The organism is Gottfriedia luciferensis (assembly GCF_001712755.1).
GTDB lineage: Bacteria > Bacillota > Bacilli > Bacillales > Bacillaceae_G > Gottfriedia > Gottfriedia luciferensis_B.
Map to the genome: position 1 here is coordinate 13,855 of NZ_MDKC01000010.1, position 22,270 is coordinate 36,124.

Annotated in this window: 19 protein-coding genes and 2 riboswitches; of the genes, 14 read left to right on the forward strand and 5 right to left on the reverse strand. The window is 34.5% G+C overall.

Annotated features, from left to right (window positions below):
- Nucleotides 1–380 precede the first annotated feature (380 nt).
- From BED47_RS09450 to BED47_RS09465, 4 genes are read left to right on the forward strand one after another with little or no spacing between them, the layout of a single operon-like run.
- Nucleotides 381–1,718, forward strand: a complete 1,338-nt coding sequence (locus BED47_RS09450; RefSeq protein WP_439097778.1) for an NAD(P)-dependent oxidoreductase — start codon at nucleotides 381–383, stop codon at nucleotides 1,716–1,718.
- Nucleotides 1,719–1,734: 16 nt separating this feature from the next.
- A complete protein-coding gene (gene preA, locus BED47_RS09455; protein ID WP_069033495.1) occupies nucleotides 1,735–3,042 on the forward strand; it encodes an NAD-dependent dihydropyrimidine dehydrogenase subunit PreA in 1,308 nt (435 codons plus the stop codon).
- A complete protein-coding gene (hydA, locus tag BED47_RS09460; RefSeq protein WP_069033496.1) occupies nucleotides 3,039–4,460 on the forward strand; it encodes a dihydropyrimidinase in 1,422 nt (473 codons plus the stop codon). The genes preA and hydA overlap by 4 nt, the downstream gene beginning before the upstream one ends.
- 3 nt (nucleotides 4,461–4,463) lie before the next feature.
- Entirely contained in the window at nucleotides 4,464–4,685 is a 222-nt protein-coding gene (locus tag BED47_RS09465; RefSeq protein WP_069033497.1) for a hypothetical protein, read from the forward strand.
- Between the two features lie 692 nt (nucleotides 4,686–5,377).
- On the opposite strand, the gene BED47_RS09470 is transcribed toward BED47_RS09465, so the two are convergent.
- From BED47_RS09470 to BED47_RS09485, 4 genes are all read right to left on the reverse strand, one after another.
- Nucleotides 5,378–6,844 carry a CoA-acylating methylmalonate-semialdehyde dehydrogenase gene (locus BED47_RS09470; RefSeq protein WP_069033498.1) on the reverse strand — a complete coding sequence of 489 codons (1,467 nt, stop codon included), beginning with the start codon at nucleotides 6,842–6,844 and terminating at the stop codon, nucleotides 5,378–5,380.
- Nucleotides 6,845–6,863: 19 nt separating this feature from the next.
- A complete protein-coding gene (locus tag BED47_RS09475) occupies nucleotides 6,864–8,237 on the reverse strand; it encodes an aspartate aminotransferase family protein (protein ID WP_069033499.1) in 1,374 nt (457 codons plus the stop codon).
- 162 nt (nucleotides 8,238–8,399) lie between these two features.
- Nucleotides 8,400–8,813 carry a CBS domain-containing protein gene (locus BED47_RS09480; protein ID WP_069033500.1) on the reverse strand — a complete coding sequence of 138 codons (414 nt, stop codon included), beginning with the start codon at nucleotides 8,811–8,813 and terminating at the stop codon, nucleotides 8,400–8,402.
- A 41-nt stretch (nucleotides 8,814–8,854) separates the two neighbouring features.
- The gene (locus BED47_RS09485; protein ID WP_025671276.1) at nucleotides 8,855–9,223 is read right to left on the reverse strand and encodes a DUF2294 domain-containing protein; all 369 of its coding nucleotides are present in this window, start codon (nucleotides 9,221–9,223) and stop codon (nucleotides 8,855–8,857) included.
- Between the two features lie 115 nt (nucleotides 9,224–9,338).
- A riboswitch (cyclic di-AMP (ydaO/yuaA leader) is annotated at nucleotides 9,339–9,476 on the reverse strand.
- Between the two features lie 142 nt (nucleotides 9,477–9,618).
- Nucleotides 9,619–9,762, forward strand: a riboswitch (cyclic di-AMP (ydaO/yuaA leader).
- A 458-nt stretch (nucleotides 9,763–10,220) separates the two neighbouring features.
- Here BED47_RS09485 and BED47_RS24515 point away from each other — a divergent pair.
- The 7 genes from BED47_RS24515 (at nucleotide 10,221) to BED47_RS09515 (ending at nucleotide 18,242) form a co-directional block, all read left to right on the forward strand.
- Nucleotides 10,221–10,298, forward strand: coding sequence for a potassium-transporting ATPase subunit F (locus BED47_RS24515; protein WP_098121507.1), 78 nt, complete (start codon nucleotides 10,221–10,223; stop codon nucleotides 10,296–10,298).
- 31 nt (nucleotides 10,299–10,329) lie between these two features.
- Entirely contained in the window at nucleotides 10,330–12,003 is a 1,674-nt protein-coding gene (gene kdpA, locus BED47_RS09490) for a potassium-transporting ATPase subunit KdpA (RefSeq protein ID WP_069033544.1), read from the forward strand.
- Between the two features lie 36 nt (nucleotides 12,004–12,039).
- Nucleotides 12,040–14,079, forward strand: coding sequence for a potassium-transporting ATPase subunit KdpB (kdpB, locus tag BED47_RS09495; RefSeq protein ID WP_069033501.1), 2,040 nt, complete (start codon nucleotides 12,040–12,042; stop codon nucleotides 14,077–14,079).
- 24 nt (nucleotides 14,080–14,103) lie between these two features.
- Nucleotides 14,104–14,664 carry a potassium-transporting ATPase subunit KdpC gene (kdpC, locus tag BED47_RS09500; protein WP_098948014.1) on the forward strand — a complete coding sequence of 187 codons (561 nt, stop codon included), beginning with the start codon at nucleotides 14,104–14,106 and terminating at the stop codon, nucleotides 14,662–14,664.
- A 53-nt stretch (nucleotides 14,665–14,717) separates the two neighbouring features.
- On the forward strand, nucleotides 14,718–17,063 hold the full coding sequence (locus tag BED47_RS24360) for a universal stress protein (protein ID WP_069033502.1): 2,346 nt from the start codon (nucleotides 14,718–14,720) through the stop codon (nucleotides 17,061–17,063).
- Nucleotides 17,064–17,158: 95 nt separating this feature from the next.
- Entirely contained in the window at nucleotides 17,159–17,869 is a 711-nt protein-coding gene (locus tag BED47_RS09510; protein ID WP_069033503.1) for an SDR family NAD(P)-dependent oxidoreductase, read from the forward strand.
- A gap of 10 nt (nucleotides 17,870–17,879) precedes the next feature.
- Nucleotides 17,880–18,242, forward strand: coding sequence for a MerR family transcriptional regulator (locus BED47_RS09515; protein ID WP_069033504.1), 363 nt, complete (start codon nucleotides 17,880–17,882; stop codon nucleotides 18,240–18,242).
- A gap of 61 nt (nucleotides 18,243–18,303) precedes the next feature.
- On the opposite strand, the gene BED47_RS09520 is transcribed toward BED47_RS09515, so the two are convergent.
- Entirely contained in the window at nucleotides 18,304–19,557 is a 1,254-nt protein-coding gene (locus BED47_RS09520) for a cation:proton antiporter (RefSeq protein WP_069033505.1), read from the reverse strand.
- Nucleotides 19,558–19,720: 163 nt separating this feature from the next.
- On the opposite strand from BED47_RS09520, the gene BED47_RS09525 reads away from it, so the two are divergent.
- The 3 genes from BED47_RS09525 to BED47_RS09535 all read left to right on the forward strand — a co-directional run bounded on the left by BED47_RS09525 (nucleotide 19,721) and on the right by BED47_RS09535 (nucleotide 22,226).
- Entirely contained in the window at nucleotides 19,721–21,061 is a 1,341-nt protein-coding gene (locus tag BED47_RS09525; protein WP_069033506.1) for a TrkH family potassium uptake protein, read from the forward strand.
- 37 nt (nucleotides 21,062–21,098) lie between these two features.
- Nucleotides 21,099–21,752 carry a potassium channel family protein gene (locus tag BED47_RS09530; RefSeq protein ID WP_069033507.1) on the forward strand — a complete coding sequence of 218 codons (654 nt, stop codon included), beginning with the start codon at nucleotides 21,099–21,101 and terminating at the stop codon, nucleotides 21,750–21,752.
- A gap of 285 nt (nucleotides 21,753–22,037) precedes the next feature.
- Entirely contained in the window at nucleotides 22,038–22,226 is a 189-nt protein-coding gene (locus BED47_RS09535; RefSeq protein WP_069033508.1) for a hypothetical protein, read from the forward strand.
- Nucleotides 22,227–22,270 lie beyond the last annotated feature (44 nt).

A 22,270-nucleotide genomic window follows, 5' to 3' on the forward strand; every position in this document is an offset into this window, starting at 1 on the left:
TTTCAACACTCTGAAAAGCTCAAACCTAATATAAGGGTTTGAGCTTTTATTTTTTCTAATACAACTAACTAAAATGGAATTAAAACCAAAAAGGATAGCTATCTTTAACTTTTAAGTAGAAAGCTTTCATAATCATTAGTTTAAACACTGACAACCCTTACATAAACATGTCTAAATTAATTTATTTAATCATATATTGAAATACCTCAATTTTAGAAAAAGCTTTACCTTTTTAAGAAAGATTGTAAGTAATTAATTCTTACTTGAAAACGGCTGGAATTTTACTGTTGTATGGAATGAATGATAGAAAATCATTGGATAAATCGTATAATCTGCTTTCTTAAAAAGTAACTTTGTAGCCTAATAGGAGGGTGTTGTTAGTGAATAGAGTTTCGTTAGAGAATTTATCGAAGAACTTTGAAGAAGTACATTCTGGATTATCCGAAAGGGAAGCATTTGAAGAAGCACATCGTTGTCTTTATTGCTATGATGCCCCATGTATTAAAGCTTGTCCAACAGGGATCGACGTACCTACGTTTATTAAGAAAATTGGTTCAGGCAATTTAAAGGGATCTGCTAAAACAATTATGTCATCTAATCCTGTTGGAGCAAGCTGTGCCAGAGTTTGTCCTACAGAAGAATTGTGCGAAGGTGCTTGTGTACTCAATCATTCTACTAAACCGATTATGATTGGTAATTTACAGCGTTATGCAACTGATTGGGCGATAAAAAATAATCAACAATTATTTAAGCCTGGAAAAAAGAACGGAAAAACAGTTGCAATCGTTGGTAGTGGTCCAGCTGGTTTAGCAGCGGCCCATGAACTTGCCTTACTAGGCTATGAAGTAACAATTTTTGAAGCAGAAAATCATGCAGGAGGTTTAAATCGATATGGTATCGTTTCTTTCCGGCTACCAAAGAGTATATCAAGCTGGGAAGTTCAACAAATCGAAAACTTAGGTGTGAAAATTCATACAAACACTAGAATCGGTTCGGATATTTCTTCAGAGGAATTATTAAAAGACTATGACCTAGTCGTTCTAGCGATCGGTATGGGGAAAGTACCGATGCTAGATATCGAAGGAGAGGATTTGGACGGAGTATACGATGCGATTGATTTTGTAAAAGAGACAAAAACGGGAGAGTTATCAAATCGTTTTATCGGTAAAAATATTGCTGTAATAGGAGCGGGCAATACAGCAATTGATGCCGCAACATGTTCGATTCGATTAGGCGCTGGTAATGTCAAAATTTTATACCGTAGAACGCAATCTGAAATGAGCGCTTATCAATTTGAATATGATTTTGCGAAGCAAGATGGAGTGGAATTCCGATGGCTAACATTACCAATACGAATAATTGGTGAAAATGGAAAAGTAATTGCACTTGAGTGTGTTCGATTAGAACTAGGTGAAGTTGGAAAAGACGGTCGACGCAGGCCTGTACTTATTCCAGATTCCAATTTCACGATACCGGTTGATGGGGTTATAAAAGCGATCGGGCAAACTCGATATGTAGAGTTAATCGAACAATTTGGATTAGAACACACTGATGGCGTTGTGAAAATTAACCAAGATTCATTTCAAACATCTAATCCGAAAGTTTTTGCTTGCGGTGATGTCATATTTGGAAAAGGGCAAGGTGAAGCGATGGTAGTGACTGCAGCTCAGCAAGGAAAAGAAGTAGCTTATGCGATTCATAAACAGCTAAATCATTAAAAGGAGGTTTTCTTGCATGGCAGATCTACGAATTAATCTTGCAGGTATTCAGTCACCTAACCCATTTTGGCTTGCTTCTGCTCCTCCAACAAACTCAGGGTATCAAGTCCAACGTGCGTTTGAAGCTGGCTGGGGAGGGGCAGTTTGGAAAACATTAGGAGAACCAATTATTAATACTTCCTCACGATTTGCCGCGATTAATTTTAACGGACAAAGAGTTGCGGGATTTAATAATATCGAACTAATATCTGATCGACCTCTTGAAGTTAATTTAAAAGAAATTTATGAAACGAAAAAAAGATTTCCTGACCGAGCGATTATCGCATCACTTATGGTTGAACCGCAACAATATAAATGGCACGAAATCGTGAAAAGGGTAGAAGATGTTGGAGTTGACGGATTAGAACTGAACTTTGGCTGCCCACACGGAATGGCAGAAAGAGGAATGGGATCTGCATCCGGTCAAGTTCCTGAATTAGTCGAGCAACAAACTTTTTGGGTAAAGGAAGTTGCGAAAACACCTGTCATTGTAAAACTAACTCCGAACATTACTGATATTACTGTAACAGCTGAAGCGGCAGTTCGAGGTGGAGCTGACGCAGTTAGTATGATTAACACCATCAACAGTTTAATGGGAGTAGATTTAGACTCTTGGAATACGGTTCCACATGTTGCCGGGAAGGGAGCACATGGTGGATATTGTGGACCTGCAGTAAAACCAATTGCATTAAATATGGTGGCAGAATGTGCACGTAATCCACGAATATCCGTCCCAATTTCCGGTATTGGAGGAATATCGAATTGGCAAAATGCAGTAGAGTTTTTATTAATGGGAGCAACTGGCGTTCAAGTTTGTACAGCAGCAATGCATCATGGATTTCGCATTGTTGAAGACATGATTGATGGTCTAAACAATTATTTAGATGAAAAAGGTCTTTCTTCAGTAACGGAGCTAGTAGGTAAAGCCGTTCATAAATATTCTGATTGGGGAAATTTAGATTTAAATTACCAAGTAGTTGCTAGGATTGATACGGATGAATGTATTAACTGTAATAAATGCCATATTGCATGTGAAGATACATCACACCAATGTATTGATATGTCAGTAGATGAAAATGGAAAGTCGTATTTAAAGGTTCGAGAAGAAGACTGCGTAGGATGTAACTTATGCAAAATCGTTTGTCCGGTGGAAGATGCAATTAACATGGTAGAAGTCCCAAGTAAACAGCCTTCGATGACTTGGAATGATCGCCAACATGCTTTAAAGACATTAGCAAGATCTAATCAATATTCAATTTTAAAGGGGGGAAGGAAAAGAAAATGAAGAAAATTATTCGAAATGGAACAATTGTCACTGCAACGGATACTTATAAGGCTGATATTTTAATAGAAGAAGATAAAATTTCTGCAATTGGTTTAAATTTCGATCGGACAGATGCAGAAGTTATTGATGCTTCAGGTCATTATATTTTTCCAGGTGGAGTAGATCCGCATACACATTTAGATATGCCGTTTGGTGGAACTGTCACAAAGGATGATTTTGAATCTGGAACGATTGCGGCTGCTTTTGGGGGAACAACAACCATTATTGATTTTTGTTTAACGAATAAAGGAGAACCACTCCAAAATGCAATCGAAACATGGCATGAAAAATCCAAAAATAAAGCAGTGATCGATTATAGCTTTCATCTTATGATTGGCGAAATAAATGATGATGTTTTAAAAGAGTTACCTAGAGTAATAGAAAAAGAGGGAATCACATCATTTAAAGTATTTATGGCTTATAAAAATGTATTTCAAGCTGATGATGCGACGTTGTATCGTACTCTATTAGCAGCAAAGGAATATGGGGCACTAGTAATGGTGCATGCGGAAAACGGTGATGTTGTAGATTATTTAATCAATCAAGCTTTAGCTGAAGGAAAAGTAGAACCTATTTACCATGCATTGACACGTCCCCCAGAAGTAGAGGGAGAAGCGACTGGTAGAGCGGCTACATTAACTGGCCTAGCAAATTCACAACTATATGTCGTTCATGTTACTTGTGCAGAGGCGGTTGAAAAAATAACGGAAGCCCGAAATAATGGAATTGATATATGGGGTGAAACATGCCCACAATACTTAGTGCTTGATCAGTCTATGCTAGAAAAGCCTGACTTTGAAGGAGCAAAATATGTTTGGTCTCCTCCTCTCCGCGAAAAATGGAACCAAGATGTGCTATGGAATGCTTTAAAAAATGGAAATCTACAAACGTTAGGGTCTGATCAATGTTCTTTTGACTTTAAAGGACAAAAGGATCTAGGTCGAGACGATTTTTCAAAAATCCCTAACGGAGGACCGATGATTGAAGATCGAGTAAGTATATTATTCTCTGAAGGCGTTAAAAAAGGCAGGATCTCATTAAACCAATTCGTTGATATCTCTTCTACTAGAGGTGCAAAGCTATTTGGTTTATATCCACAAAAAGGAACAATAGCGGTCGGTTCAGATGCTGATTTAGTGATTTTTGATCCGAATTGTAAACGAACGATTTCTTCAGAAACACACCATATGGCAGTCGACTATAACGCATTCGAGGGAATGGAAGTAACAGGTGAACCAGTGAGTGTATTAGTTCGTGGAGAATTTGTCATAAGGGAAAAGCGATTCGTAGGAAATGCAGGTAGTGGGCAGTTCTTAAAGAGGAAGAAGTATGGTGAAACTAGTTTAATAGAAGAGATTAGTAACGAAGGGAAGAAGTAATCAATGTCAACTTATAAGGAATTTTTAATTGAAAGAAATCAAATTGATTCCCTTATAAAGAAAGGCTACCAGATTAAGAGTGTAAGAGAAACGCTAGACGGAGCTTATGTTGACTTTGAAAATCAAGAGGAAGAGGATCGGTTTATAACGCTCCATATTATGAATGCTGATACTCGTAAATATTTTGGATCGTTAATTATAAAACAGTTTGGGGTTCATCTTTGAAAATTAGAGAATCTCTAAATAAAATGGGCGAATTGCAATTAAAATCTGTGAATCGCAAATAAAAGGGCCGAAACGCAATTGAAATTTGAGAATCGCAAATAAAAAGGCCGAATCGCAATTAAAATTAGAGAATCGCAAATAAAAGGGCCGAATCGCAATTAAAATTAGAGAATCGCAAATTAAAGGGCCGAATCGCAATTAAAATTAGAGAATCGCAAATAAAAGTGCCGAAACGCAAATAAAATCCGAGAATCGCAAATAAAAAGGCCGAATCGCAAATAAAAAGGCCGAATCGCAAATAAAAAGGCCGAATCGCAATTAAAATCCGTGAATCACAAATAAAAATAGTAAAATCACAATTAACATTGAAATCGAGTGTTCTAAAAGATTAAATCATTAAAAAAATAGATGAATTTCACTCGGATTATTAAAAGATGATTTGAATTTTAGCTAGTTTTGCTACTTTTTATTAAAAACGATGCAATCCTGGTAAGCTTTTAAACGAATCTGCAATGATCAAGCAAAACAGAACGTCACGCATTAAATGATGATATACTTACTGGCAAAAACCAATAATGAATGACAAATCGCATCTCATCCGTAACTACTAACGGGATATGCGATTTTTTCTATTTAAAAGGCTTTCCCATTAGTCAGTCACTTAAACTAATGGAAAAGCCTAATTTTTTTATTTACTCTAATCTACTAGTAATCATTTTTTTCCTTGTATAGAATTCAACCCCATCTGCACCATTTGCGTGTAGGTCACCATAGAACGAGTTTTTCCAACCAGAGAATGGAAAGAAAGCCATTGGTGCGGGCACGCCAATGTTAACTCCGAGCATTCCTACTTCAATGTTATCTCGGAAGTATCGAATACTTGATGCACTGTCTGTAAAGATACAAGCTCCATTTCCAAAATCTGACTTGTTCGTTAGCTCAATCGCTTCTTCTAATGTTTCAACTCTAACGATTGATAGAACTGGTGCGAAAATTTCTTCTTTCCAGATTTTCATAGATGGGTTCACATTATCAAAGATCGTAGGTCCAATAAAGTAGCCTTTTTCTTTTCGAATTAAATCATTTCGTCCATCTCTTAATAATATGGCACCTTCTTGTATTCCACATTCAATATATTGTTCCGTCCGTTCACGATGTTCCTTGCGAATGACGGGACCTAGAAATACATCTTCATCCAATCCATTTCCGATTGTGATGTTATCCGCTTCTATTTTTAATTTCTCTATTAAAGGATCTGCAATGTCTCCAACTGCTACGACCACTGAGCAAGCCATACATCGTTCACCTGCAGAACCGTATGCAGCTGTAACGATTTGCTTAACCGTTTCTTCTAAGTTTGCATCTTGTAAAACGATACTATGATTTTTCGCACCAGCTAAAGCTTGAACACGCTTACCGTTTGCAGAGGCAGTTTTATATACATATTCCGCCACTGGCTGTGAACCTACAAATGAGATAGCTGGAACATCCTTGTTTTGAAGTAATTCGTTTACAATTTCGTGTGCTCCGTGAACAATATTGAACACACCCTTTGGTAGACCTGCTTCGGTAAAAAGTTCTGCTAAACGATTTGCAAGAAGTGGAGTACGTTCTGAAGGCTTTAAGATAAAAGTATTTCCACAAGCAATAGCTAATGGGAACATCCAACAAGGTACCATCATTGGAAAATTAAAAGGCGTAATGCCTCCTACTACGCCAACAGGATATCGATACATTGCCGATTCTATATTTGTAGCTATATCAGGTAGTTGTTTACCCATCATTAATGTTGGTGCGCCGGCAGCAAATTCTACGCATTCTATTCCACGTTGAACTTCCCCATATGCCTCATTATAGCTTTTGCCATTCTCAATCGTTATTAAATTAGCAAGTTCATCCCAATGTTCAACTAACAATTGCTGATATGAAAATAGTATTCTTGCTCTTTTTGGAACAGGTGTTTTACTCCATGTAGTAAAAGCGTTTTTAGCTGCTTTTACAGCATTTTCTAAATCTGATTTAGTTGATAAAGGAACAAACGCTAGTATTTCTTCGGTAGCAGGATTAGGAACTGGGATTGTTTTGGCATTTGGTGAAGCATCAATCCATTCACCATTAATAAAATTCTTTAATACTTTAATATTTGTTTGAGTGGACATAGAATTTCACCTCGTACGATTATAGGTTTGAGAATGCTTTGTTTAAAGTAGATACGATAAAGTCAAGCTCTTCATCAGTTGTTGTAAATGGAGGAGAAAGTGTAAGAATATTATTATAGCCTGGGACGGTATCTCCATTTCGACCGATTATTAATCCTTGTGCCTTACATTCGGTTATTATTTTTAATACCATTTCTGGACTAGCAGGTTTTTTACTCTTTTTATCTTCAACAAGCTCAATTCCTGCAATAAAACCAAAGCTGCGGATATCTCCAACATTTTTATAAATTAGCAAACCGTCTAATTTTTTACGAAGCTCATCACCTAAATAGCTAGCACGTTCAATTAAATTTTCTTTTTCAATTATTTCTAAGTTTTTAAGTGCAACTGCACATGAAGCAGGATTTCCTCCAAATGTGTTCACATGACGAAAATGATGATCTGCTCCAGGCTGTTTAAATACGTCATATAGTTCGCTTCTTACTGCAGTTGCTGAAAGAGGAGAATAGGCACTCGTCATTCCTTTAGCCATTGTGACGATATCAGGTTTTATACCGAAGTTTTGGTGTCCAAACTGTTTTCCAGATCTGCCAAACCCACAGATTACTTCGTCAACAATTAGTAAAATACCAAATTTATCACAAATTTCTCGAACTTTTGTTAAGTATTCGGCAGGTGGTACAATTACTCCTCCACCTGTAATCACTGGCTCCATAATGATTCCAGCAATCGTTTCAGCACCTTCATAATTAATAACATCCTCGATAGCTTTCGCACATTGGATGCCGCAATCTCCATACGTTTTACCGAAAGGACATCGATAACAATAAGGTGGTGCTACATGTTGAAAACCTGAAGAAAGAGGTTCATATTTAACTTTGCGATTAGCTTGACCAGTAGCACTTAAAGCACCCATAGAATTACCATGATAAGCTCGATATCTTGAAATAAATTTATAACGCAGGGGCTCACCATTTTGGTGATGATATTGTCTAGCGATCTTAAAAGCTACTTCATTCGCATCGGATCCTGAATTAGAATAAAAAATACGATAGTCTCCAGCGAGCCATTCATTTAACTTTTCAGCTAATAAGATAGAGGGAACATTACCTTGAGACATTGGAACATAGGGAATTGCTTGAATTTGTTCAGCAGCAGCTTTGGCGATTTCCTCGCGACCGTATCCTACATTCACACACCATAATCCAGACATCCCGTCTAAATAATTTTTACCATCAATATCAGTGACTGTACTATTTTTTCCGGATACTAAAACCATTGGATTTGGATTGTGAGGCGACATATGATGCCATACATATTTTTGGTCTAATTCAAGAAGCTCTTCTTTTGAAAGAGAAGTAGAAGGAGTTGCTTTTACAGTTTTATCATTCACTGTTAGTCACCAACTTTCAAAATTCTAGTTTTATTTGAAATCCTCTTTATTAATTAATATTACAGAAGGATTTATATTATCCTTTTTGCTGGACAAAATTCTAGATTAAATGAATTATGATTAAATATAAAAAAATAACCGCTAATATAGTATATTAGCGGTTTAATGGCTTTCTTTTAATAAATTCTTACTACAATACTCAATAATTTCTTTTCTCTTCACCATACCTATAAACACATCTTTATCATCAATAACAGGAATGAAGTTTTGATTAATAGCTCGTGTAAATAAATCTTCTATTTGTGCATTAATTGATACGGGCTCATATATGTTGTGCAGGGAAATTTCTTTTAAACTGATTTCGTTCGTATTAGAAAATGATAAACTTGCCGTATTTTTTAATTTCCATAATAAGTCACCTTCAGTAAGTGTACCAACGTATCTACCATCATCATCTACTAAAGGTATAGCCGTATAACGATGATGTTCCATTTTTTCAAGTGCTTGACGCATAGTTGAATTGATATTCATATATACTAGTTCGTTTTTGGGGGTAAAGAAAAACGCGATATTCATTTTTCGTACTCCTTAATATAGTTTAATTATAATTTGTATTTTTAGGTTTCAAGTAATTTACTAATATTTTGTTCCATTACAAAAACTTCAATTCGCTCACCAGTTTTTGTACTCGTATCACTATGACTTGATAAAACCTTACATCCTGTATGTTTTTCAATAATTTCTTCATATTCTTTACTATACATTTCTCTAAGGACTTGGCGCATTTTTTTTACAAGACTTTTGCCTGTGTTGTGTGAAACTAAATGTTTCTCTTCGGTTGTCAATACGCCTTTGAATCGAAGGATAATCATGTCTTCAACAATATATGTTTTTGCTTCTTGAGGACCTCTTCCAATTAACTCTCTTTGGAATTTTATAAATGCCTCACTTAATTCGATTTCCAGTTTTTTTTTCGTTGTTAACATTAATATCTCTCCTATACTATTATTTAAAACAAAAAAATAGCCACAAGAAGAGAACTCTTCTCGTAGCTATTTATTTCAATGGAAAGTATATTGAAATATTAATAACACGATTAAGTTTTACTCTCTTCAAACGCTGGCGAGGTTAGCTGACGGATTCGGACTTGAAAAGTTGCCCTACCATTTTGGATTCACCCCATGTGCAATGCACGAATTGGTTCCCCCGCTCGTATAAACGATTTAGCGATTACAGCAAATTAATTTATTTTGTTGATATATATATCATACAGAGATAAATAAAATTGTAAAGGAATAAATATTTACAAAAATTTTATAAAAATTTTCATTGAAAAAACTCTTTACATGAAAAAAACATCGCCGTATAATCAAATCAACAAAATAATTATCGGCTTAATTACGAATCATTCGTAAGCGGAGGAACCAATTTTTTGGGGTTAATTTTACATGAATGTAGAAGGGATGAGATACTCTTTCGCCATCCTACCCGACAGCTAACTTCGTAGGCTAAAGCGAGGGAGGTCAGTAGACCACCTAATTTGAACGGGTTTTTTTATTGCCTTTTTGCAATAATTTTGCCTGAGCAAATCACTGTGTAGGTCTTTTTATTTTGTTTTCAAATGGAAAATTCTGGATTATGCATAGAAAAGATCAGGGAGACAGAACACAAAGAGAGCAATACGCTAGCTGGGTGTTAGGTAGACCAATGAATACTTTTCTTCCAAATTCAATTAACTAAATCGTTATTAGTTGTAGACATATTTAATTAAAAAACTATGTTTATATCTACAATATTTAGTTAATTTGCTGGGGGATTAGTGTCCATTGGTCTTTTTTGTTGTTCAGAAAAAGGCATGAAATTTATGAGAGGGGAGAATTTGAATGATCAATGACTTAACAATGATTGGTCTACTTGTTATCGTTTTTGCAGTTTTTTGGGGTTTTACAATTTTTTGCGAAAAAGCGTAAGGGGGATATATTGATGCTTATTCCAGCAATTATAGGGATTGTTCTTATTCTATATTTAATTTTTGTACTAATTAAACCAGAGAAATTTTAGTTAAACATGTGGGAGGAATTTTTAAATGTCCATGGGAATTTTGCAGGTAGTTGTTACATTACTCATTATTGTTTTATTAGTAAAGCCAGTAGGTAGCTACCTTGTTAAAGTATATGACAATGAGAAAACGGGATTAGATCGCTTTTTTGGGCCTTTTGAAAGGTTTATTTATCGATTAATTGGTGTACAAGAAGAAGAAAAAATGGGTTGGAAAAAATATGTTTTAGCGATGTTGTTAAGTAATTTTGTGATGTTAATTATTTTATATGCAATTTTTAGATTTCAAAAATATTTACCTTTCAATCCAGATCATATAAGTAATATGCCATCAGCTTTGGCATTCAATACGGCAACTTCTTTTATAACAAATACGAATTGGCAGGCTTATAGTGGTGAAAATTCACTAACGTATTTCTCCCAAATGGCGGCTATTACATTCCCAATGTTTACTTCAGCAGCTACCGGCTTTGCAGTAGCGATTGCCTTTATAAGAGGATTAGTAGGACGTCAAGATAATCTAGGAAACTTTTATGTAGATTTAGTTCGTTCAATCACTCGAGTATTTTTACCTTTATCATTTATCGTAGCTTTATTTTTAGTATTCCAAGGTGTACCTCAAACTTTAAAAGGTGCAGTAGATGCAACAACAATTGAAGGGGTAAAACAAGTCATTACTAGAGGGCCTGTAGCTGCACTTGAATCAATTAAACATATTGGTACAAATGGTGGAGGATTTTTTGGTACAAATGCTGCACATCCATTTGAAAATCCTACACCTTTATCAAATTTAGTTCACATAGTGTGTATGATGCTTTTACCTACTTCATTAGTTTATGCATTTGGTGTAATGGTTAAAAACAAAAGGCAAGGCTGGACAGTATTTGCTGCAATGGGCATATTGTTTATAGCTCTTCTTACAGCAGTATTTGTTGCAGAGTATAATGGTACTCCTGCGCTACAAGCGCTTGGTATACATGGAAATATGGAAGGAAAAGAAGTGCGTTTTGGAATATCTGAATCAGCGCTCTTCACGGCTGTTACGACTGCTGCTACAACTGGATCAGTTAACAATATGCACGATTCATTAACACCAATCGGTGGAATGGTACCACTTGCTGAAATGATGTTAAATAATGTTTTTGGTGGAAAAGGCGTTGGTTTATTAAATGGATTACTATATGTCATCTTAACAGTCTTTATTTGCGGGCTAATGGTAGGGAGAACACCTGAATTTTTAGGAAAGAAAATCGAAGCAAAAGAAATTAAACTAGCATCAATTGCGATTTTAACTCACCCATTAATTATCTTAGTTCCTACTGCATTAGCATTAGCTTTAAAAGGACCAGTTTCTTCTATATTAAATCCTGGTTTCCATGGTTTGACTGAAGTATTGTACGCCATTACTTCTGGAGCAGCTAATAATGGATCAGCATTCGGTGGATTAACAGCTAATACGGATTTCTATAACATTGTAATCGGATTAGTTATGTTGTTTGGTCGATATATTTCAATTATTGCTATGCTAGCGATTGCTGGGTCATTTTCTACTAAGAAAGTTGTTGCAGCAACATCTGGAACATTCAAAACAGATACGCCTTTATTTACAGTCATATTAGTTGCGATTATTTTAGTTGTTTGTGCATTAACGTTTTTCCCTGTACTTGCACTAGGTCCAATCGCAGAGCATTTAGGGATGTTCAAATAGTAGGAAACGGTAATAGCTAAGGAGGAGAATGAACAAATGGCAATCGAAAATAAGCCACTATCAAAAGCAATAAAAACGCAAGCTGTGATTGATTCATTTAAAAAATTAAATCCACTTGTGATGATAAAAAATCCAGTCATGTTTGTAGTAGAAGTCGGGACTTTCATAACTCTTATTCTATCAATTAAACCAGATCTTTTTGGAATCAGTACAGTAGGTAGAATATATAATATTGCTGTATTTTTAATTCTTTTATTTACAGTATTATTTGCTAATTTTGCAGAAGCACTTGCTGAAGGGCGTGGTAAAGCGCAGGCAGATACACTAAGAAAAACAAAATCAGAAACAAATGCAAAGTTAAGACAAAAAGATGGGTCTTATATAGAAGCACCATCAACCTCACTGAGAAAAGGAGATATCGTTCGAGTAGATACAGGAGAAATTATTCCTTCAGATGGAGAAATTATTGAAGGTCTTGCATCGATTGATGAATCAGCTATAACAGGTGAATCAGCACCAGTTATTAAAGAAGCAGGAGGAGATTTTTCATCTGTTACTGGAGGGACTACAGTCGTTTCAGATTATATTATTGTTAAAATTTTAACTGATCCTGGTGAATCATTTATTGACCGAATGATTTCTTTAGTAGAGGGAGCAGCTCGTCAAAAGACACCGAATGAGGTGGCATTAACTACTTTATTAGCAGTGTTAACACTAGTTTTTTTAATCGTGATTATGACACTTGTTCCAATTGCGAATTATTTAAATGTCTCAATTGATGTTGCAACATTAATCGCGTTACTTGTTTGTTTAATTCCTACAACGATTGGTGGGTTACTATCAGCAATCGGTATTGCAGGGATGAACCGTGTAACACAATTTAATGTATTAGCTATGTCTGGTAAAGCAGTTGAAGCAGCTGGTGATATTGATACGATGATTTTAGATAAAACTGGTACGATTACGTTTGGTAACCGTATGGCAAATGAATTCATTCCAGTTGGTAGTATAACTGAAAAAGAGGTAACGATGGCTTCTTTAAAATCTTCCGTAAAAGATGAAACGCCAGAGGGACGTTCTGTTGTAGAGTTGGCACATAAAACTGGACTAAGTTGGGATCAAAATGAATATAAAGACGCCGAGGTAATTGAATTTACTGCTGAAACTAGAATGTCAGGTTTAAATTTAAAAGATGGAACTGAAATTCGAAAAGGAGCGGTAGACGCAATTAAGAAATATATTGCCGCTAAAGGAGGAAACATTCCTCCTGACCTTGAGGAAAAATCAAATGTTGTAGCAAAAGCTGGAGGTACACCACTTGCTGTTGCAATAAATAATCAAATTTACGGTGTTATTTATTTAAAAGATACAGTAAAACCAGGATTGAAAGAACGATTTGAAGAATTAAGAGCGATGGGGATCAAAACGGTTATGTGTACAGGTGATAACCCGTTGACAGCTGCAACTATTGCCAGAGAAGCAGGTGTTGACGAGTTTATTGCAGAAGCAAAACCAGAAGATAAAATCGCTGCGATTAAAAATGAACAAAATGAAGGAAAGTTAGTTGCGATGACTGGAGATGGAACAAATGATGCTCCTGCCCTAGCTCAAGCTGATGTTGGTTTAGCGATGAATTCAGGAACAATGGCTGCAAAAGAAGCAGCAAATATGATCGACTTAGACTCTGATCCTACTAAACTATTATCTGTTATTGCGATTGGTAAGCAATTACTAATCACACGTGGTTCATTAACAACATTTTCAATCGCAAATGATATTGCGAAGTATTTTGCGATTATCCCAGCCTTATTTATAATGGCAATTCCGCAATTAGATTATCTTAATATTATGGGACTGAATTCGCCTAAGTCTGCAATCCTATCAGCATTAATATTTAATGCAATCATCATTCCTCTCCTCATTCCTGTTGCGATGAAGGGTGCGAAGTATAAGCCGATGGATGCAAATAAACTATTATCCAAAAACTTATTAATCTACGGACTTGGTGGTGTTATTGCTCCGTTCATTGGAATTAAAATTATTGATATGCTTGTATCCACATTGCATTTTGTTTAATAGATTGGAAATGGAGGATTTAATGTGAGATCAGTTATGATTGCGATAAGAGCATCTATTGTATTGTTATTAATTTGCGGATTGGGATATCCATTAGCTACAACAGGAGTTGCACAAGCTATTTTCCCAAAACAAGCAGATGGTAGTTTAATAGAAACGAATGGAAAAGTTACCGGTTCCAAATTACTAGCTCAAGAATTTAAAGGGCCTGAATGGTTCCATTCTAGAGCGTCTGCTGCGAATTATAATCCTACTGCTTCAGCTGCAACTAATGCTGCTGTCGCATCAAAGGAATATGTTAAAGCAACAAAAGATAAAGTAAATAATTTAAAAAAAGAAAATAATGATCTTGGTAAAACAATACCAGCAGATTTAGTAACAACGTCTGGTTCGGGATTTGATCCTGATTTATCCCCAGAAGCAGTAAAAGCTCAAGTACCGAGGGTTGCTAAGGCAACAGGGATTTCAGAGGATAAATTAAGGGCTTTAATCGATTCTCATACAACTGGTCGTCAATTAGGAATATTTGGAGAGCCGCGTGTGAATATATTAGAACTGAACTTAGCATTACAGAAATTAATATAAAAGGGGAGAGAAGTCTCTCCTTTTTCCTATGTATAGAGAAAGGAGGAAGAATATTGAGTGGTAAACAGTTTCGTAGAAAAACACCCGAGGAATTACTAGCATCCATACAGAAAATCAAAAAAGGTAGATTAAAAATAATCATTGGGACAGTAAGTGGATCTGGAAAGACATACCATATGCTACAAGAAGGTAATGTTTTAAGAGAACGTGGGATTGATGTTGTAATTGGTTTAATTAGTGAGACGAACCGTCAAAAAACAATTGATCAAATAGGAAATTTGGATAAAGTCCCTACTGTCCATTGGGAAGAAGAAGGAACGATTAAACATGACCTTGATTTGGATGCAATTATTAAAAGAAATCCAGAAGTAGTACTTGTTGATTCCATAGCTCATCAAAATCGACCAGAAGCAATGTTTCCAACACGTTTAGAAGATATTAATTATTTAATCTCCAAAAATATAAGTGTTATTACAACTATGAATATATATGAAATTAAAGAAGTATATGATGAAGCTGATAAATTGACCGGTGGAAAAGTTAAAGTGGAATTATTTGTTCCAGAAGATACTTTGTCATTGGCTAATGAAGTTAAGTTATTAGATGTAACACCTGAAGTTATTTTAGAAAGATCAAAAGAAGATTTTAACAATAATGATGAAAACACAAAATATACTCAGTTATTTCATAAAAGCAACTTAGCAGTACTTCGGGAGTTAGCACTACGTTTTATAGCTAACGAAGTAAATGATGAGCTTGATGAATATAGAGAAATACATGGTATGGTAGGACCATCCGGAGCGTCAGAAAAAATTTTAGTTACTGTTCAATATCATTGGAATGGTTCTATTTTGATACGTAGGGGGCAACAAATTTCCAAAAGATTAGGTGGAGATTTACAAGTAGTATGTTTTCAACCCCCTAACAAAAAATTCACTACTGATGAATTAACGTTTAAACGCTCCATCATAAAACTTGTTGAAAAAGTCGGAGGAAATTTTGAAGAATTGCCATTAAGAAGTAAATCAATTGCGAGTGAAATAGTTGAATATTCAGTTCGAAATAATATAACAAGTATTGTACTCGGGCAATCAAAAAGAACTCGATCGGAAGAGATTGTAAATGGTTCGATCGTTAATAAAATTTTAAGAAAAAGTAAAAATATAGATGTATTTATTGTTGCTGATCGAGCCCGAAAAGATGGTGAAAGATTAATTCCTACAATGCAAGTAAATAAAGAAATAACAGATCCATATCGTCGCTTAAATCCACAAGAGCTTGCTCAGGAAATTCATAAAATTAAACGTGGTTCCTTAAAAGTTTATATAGGAGCGGCTCCTGGTGTCGGAAAAACATATACGATGTTAAGAGAAGGTAATGAGTTAAAGAAAAAAGGAATCGATATCGTCATTGGGTTACTTGAAACGCATGGTAGGAAAGAAACCTTGGAAAAAGTAGGAGTTTTAGACGTAATCCCGAGAAAAGTCATTCCTTACAAAGAAACAACTTTAGAAGAAATGGATACTGAGGCTATTATACAAAGAAATCCAGAGGTCGTGTTAATAGATGAATTAGCGCATACGAATGTTCCAGGAAGTAAATATAATAAGAGATATTTGGATGTTGAAGAGATTCTGGAAGCAGGGATATCAGTAATTTCTACAATGAATATACAACATGTTGAAAGCTTAAATGATAGTGTCGAACAAATTGCTGGAATAAGAGTGAGAGAAACAGTTCCTGATCACATACTTAAAGATGCTAATGAAATCGAATTAATTGATATTTCTCCAAAAGCACTTAGAGAAAGAATGAAAGAAGGGAGAATTTATGCACCAATTAAAATCGAACAATCACTAAATAATTTCTTTAAAACTGGAAATTTAATTGCATTAAGGGAATTAGCATTAAGGGAAGTCGCAGATGATGTAGATGAACGTCTTGAGGCGTGGGAAAGAGATTTATCACTTAGAGGACCTTGGAGACAAGAGGAAGTCATTTTTGTTTGTGTAAATTTAAAACCTAATAATGAAAGACTTATTCGTAGAGGCTTTCGAATTGCATATCGGCTAAAAGCTAAATTGTATGTATCGTATGTTAAAGTACATGACAATTTTTCAGAAGAAGAAAAACTTTCATTAAAAAAAATAAAAGATTTAACTGCACGCTTAGGTGGAAAGTTTGAATTGTATGAAACAACTGATCGAAGACACGTTTTTATTGAATTAGTAAAAAATATTTTAGAAAAAAAGACAACTCATGTAATTATTGGGCAGTCAGCCCGTTCTAGATGGGAGGAAATAAAAGCAGGATCAATCGTTCAAAAGTTGTTAAGGGAGTTGCGCCACTTAGATGTTTTAGTAGTTGCTGACCCTAAAGAAGGACAGGATAAAATATAAAAAACTTTTTTCTTAAAAACCCTTGACCTAAACTTAGGTTTAGGCTGTAATCTCTGATTTGTAAGAAACAAATTAACAAATTGGAGGAAACTTAAATGAAAAAATTTGCTTTTGTAACAGGGGCTAATAAAGGAATAGGATTAGAAGTTGTTCGTCAGTTGGCAGAAAAAGATTACCATGTATTTTTAGGTGCTCGAAATGAAGAATTAGGGAAGCAAGCTGTTAAATCTTTAGGATTATCAAATATTACCTTTATTCCAGTTGATGTCACTAATACAGAATCGATACAAAATTCTCTCGCAAAAATTAATGTGATAACTAATCACCTAGATCTTTTAATAAATAATGCAGGTATTGCACCTGATTTTAATATTAAACCAAGTGAAATCAAACTTGAAACATTACGTCAGGCCTTTGAAGTAAATTTCTTTGGAACTTTCCAAATGATCCAAACTTTTTTACCATTGGTTAATAAATCAGAACGAGGAAAAATTATTAATGTAACGACCGATATGGCATCACAAACAATGTTTGACCGCGGTGAAACTGACCCAATTAATATTTTAGGTTATAATTCTTCAAAAACAGCTAATAATTCTTTAACATTAACATTTGGTAAAGAATTTGGAAGTAACGGTCCAGAAATTTTCGGTGTTACACCCGGATTTACAACAACGGACTTAAATCATAATTCGGCTGGAGGAAAAACAACAGCTGAGGGTGCCAAAATCATAGCTGACTTTGCGTTAAGTAATATAAATTATAATGGCAAAATATTAAATGCAAATGGCATTATGCCGTGGTAAGGGAGAGTTCATGAATTATACAATTGGGCAAGTAGCAAAGTTAAATAACTTAACAATTTCTCAATTAAGATACTATGACAAACAAGGATTGTTACCCTTTCTAAAAAGAACTGAAAGTGGAGACAGAATTTTCGATAAGGATTCACTTAAATTGATCGAAATGATCTTATGCTTAAAAAATACAGGAATGCCAATCAAAAAAATAAAGCAATTTGTTGACTGGACTATGCGTGGAGAAGAAACCTTGAATCAACGTTTAGATCTTATGAAACAGCAAGAAGAAAATGTTTTACAGCAAATAAAAGAAACAGAAGAAAATTTAAAGAAAATTCAACGGAAAATTGCTAAATATGAATTCGAAATACAAAAATAAAAAAGACGACTTTTAACAGTTGTCTTTTTTATTGAATTCATAAGTATATACTCAAGGTTTTTTAATTGTTGTTTAAATTAGATTTCTCTATAACAAGACCTAATTTTTTAGCTACATAACCCGTGGTACTAGCCTGTATAAGAATTGTCATTAGAATGGCGATAAAAGTAACTGTTGTTATTTCGTTTGCATATTTAACTCCAGCAGCTACAATCATCCCAGAAAGTGCAGCAGGAATAACTCCCGTTTCACGAACCCAAAACATAAACAAAATTTCTTTCCATGTCCATTTTGCTTTTCGATCTGGCAAAGCACAAAAAAGGACTGTAAGCGGTCTCGCAATAAACATGAAAACTAAAACAATTAGTACTCCTTGTATCCAAAATTTACTTAAAATATGAAAATTAACTTGGGTACCAAGTAACATAAAAATAAGTTTCCTCATAATTAATGTAACATTATCCGAAAAATGTGCATCTGTTGTTTTAGTTTCATCTGAAATATGAAGACGAAACAATTGTGGATTACCTAAAATAAGACCAGCTGTAAAAGTTGCCATAAACCCACTAGCATGAATCAATCCAGCTACTAAATATGAGCTAATTGCTAATACTAGACTGACAATTGTGCTGTATTTATTTAAAAATGCCCATCTATGTGATGAAGTAAAAAAAGCTCCAAAGAAACCAACAATTATTCCAACTAATATTCCACCCCCAGCTTCACGAAAAAAACTCCAAATACTAGCTGAAATGGATAATTGCGATTGTCCTAAAATGACTCCAAGTATAGTAAATGCCAAAATAGAACCCGTTGCATCATTAAAGGCTGATTCACTTTCTACAGTTTGTCTTACTTTTTCATGGATCGTAACTTGTTTAAAAACTGGAATCAAAGTTGCTGGGTCTGTAGATGCGATGACTGATGCAAGCAAAAGTGCATATAAGAATGGTAGCTTCAATAAATAAAAAGCTGTAACTGCTACAACTAATGCTGTAATAATGACTCCAAGAGTCGATAGTAGAGAGATGGTAATCCATACTTTTTTTAAAACGGAAACATGAATGGCTTTACCACCTTCAAACAGAATTAAGACAGAACCTAGGACGATAATGAACTGATTTGCCACTGATTCATTTGGCAATGAAATGAAATTAAATACTGATGGACCTACTAATATTCCGATTATCATAAATAAAGCTACATCAGGAATTTTTATTTTTTCAGCTAATTTAATTGCCAATAATCCAAAAATCAAGACGAAAGTAATTATATACAATTCATGTTCAACAGTCTTCATTACTACTGATTCCATAATAGATCACCTCTTTAGGCACTTATAAACTAATCTTAGATTGACCTTGTTGAACTCGAAATATTTATTAAGAATATATCAAGTAATTATTATATTTTTTTCTCATTGGGTACGCTAATAATCAAATAGGGCAAAACAATATGAAAAGAGGAGATGTACTACTATGAAAAAAAAGCTGGAGCCTTCCTTAGACCCATCAAAAGTTTTAGTGATTGGATTTGCTCTTATTATAGTTTTAGGTAGTATTCTTCTAGCTCTACCAATCGCTACTATGGATGGAAAAGGGTTGAATTGGTTGGATGCTTTATTCACTTCTACATCTGCTACTTGTGTGACTGGATTAGTTGTAGTGGATACCGGTACAACGTTCACATTATTTGGACAATTAGTTATCTTGTCGCTCATTCAAGTTGGGGGTTTAGGTTTTATGACATTTGCTACTTTTTTTGCAGTTCTTTTAGGTAAGAGAATTTCTCTAAAAGAACGGTTGTTATTGCAGGAAGCATTGAATAATTTATCAATTGCAGGAATTGTTCGTTTAGTAAAGAGAATCTTTATTTTTACAATTGTGATCGAATTAGTTGGTGGGATCATATTAGCAATTCGTTTTTCATTTGATATGCCAATTAGAAAGGCAATCTATTTTGGACTATTTCATTCTGTTTCTAATTTTAACAATGCTGGGTTTGATTTAATGGGAGGATTTAAGAGTCTAACTGGCTATGTTGCAGATCCTACTGTTACAATTGTAGTTTGTTTATTGATTACACTTGGCGGAATTGGTTTTATCGTAATGAACGAATTGTATGAATATAAACAAACAGGCTTTCTCTCTTTACATACTAAAGTAGTTCTTCAAACAAGTATTTATTTATTAGTTTTAGGAACTGTTCTGATTTTCTTCTTAGAATTGCATAATCCTAAAACATTACAGCCTTTATCTTGGACTGGCAAATTTCTGGGATCATTGTATCAATCTGTGACACCTAGAACGGCAGGATCCAATACACTCAATATACCTGATTTAACGCAACCCACACTTTTTATTATTATCATTTTAATGTTTATTGGGGCATCTCCGGGTTCTACGGGTGGAGGGATAAAAACGACTACATTCGCTACATTATTAGGAGCTGTTCGTTCACAGATTAAAGGGAAAGAGGATGTTGTATTTTTTAAAAGAAGTATAATGTATGACACTATTTATAAGGCACTTACTGTTACTGTATGTGGTCTGCTTATTGTTATCTTTGTAACCATGATATTGACAATTACAGAACATGGAAAGGACTTCTTAATGATCTTATTTGAAGCAACTTCTGCATTTGGAACTGTTGGATTATCTATGGGATTGACCCCTGATCTAACACCAATTGGAAGGATTTTGATCATTTTAACAATGTTTGCGGGAAGGGTTGGTCCATTGACGATTGCTTTTGCTGTTACATTAAGAAGAACTTCGGATCCTTTTAAACGACCAAAGGGTAAAATCATGATTGGTTAAATCGGACCATAATTCAATTTATAGGAGCAATGTGAATATGAAAAAACAATATGCAGTCATTGGACTCGGTAGATTCGGCTCAGGTATTGTGAATACTTTATTACAACACGGTAATGAAGTGTTAGTAATTGATATTAATGAAGATCGAATTAATCAGTTTGCAGACACAGCTACACATGCAGTAATAGCAGATTCTACAAATGATGAAGCTTTAAAGGCTATTGGTATAGGTAACTTTGACACAGTGATTGTAGCGATTGGAAATGATATGCAATCTAGTATTTTAACAACCTTAGTTTTAAATGAATTGAAAATTGATAAAATTGTTGCAAAAGCATTAAATAAGCGTCATGGTGAAGTGTTAAAAAAAGTGGGGGCTGATTGGGTTATCTATCCGGAAAAGAATATGGGAGAAAGAGTAGCTCATCAATTAATGTCTCCAAATGTTTTAAACTTTATTGAACTCGCTCAAAATTACAGTATTGAAGAAATTAAGTTACCTTCAAAAATGGTTGGGAAAAGTTTGAAAGAATTAAACATTAGAGTAGAATTTAATTTAACTGTCATCGCTATAAAAAGCGAAGGAGTAGTTAATATCTCACCTTCTCCTGATGAAATTATACATGAAGGAGATGTATTAGTTATGATTGGAGAAAATAGGGATTTACATAGATTTTCAAATATCGAATAAGTTTTAAAAATACAATTTTAAATTAAAAATTATTTTCTCATGAGTAGCGTTTTTTAGTAAAATGTACTTATTTTTATCGTGATAAATATGTAAACGATTACCAAAAATAGAGCAACTAAAATCATTTATTTCAAGTAATCGTTTACAATAAATATTCCAAAAATCACCATTTGACGAGTGTATTTTATCATGATAAAGTTGGTCTTACGTTTAAAAACGAACGTCAAACCACGGCCATTTGGTCATGGTTTTTTATATGAAAAAAATCGAAAGGAGAATACAAAAATGAAAAAAGTTATTTTATCTTTAGTAGTTGGATGTGGATTTTCTATTTTACTGACTGGGTACGAAACGAATAAGTCAGAAGTTAATAAAAAGGTCTCTATGTTTAATCAAACTGAGGTACAAAACGTGTTATCAAGTATTGTAGCAGTTGATCAATCGAAAGAGATCGTTTGGAATCAAGCGCGCTAATTAGTAGCGAATTTTCCTAAAGATGGTCTTACGTTTAATAATGA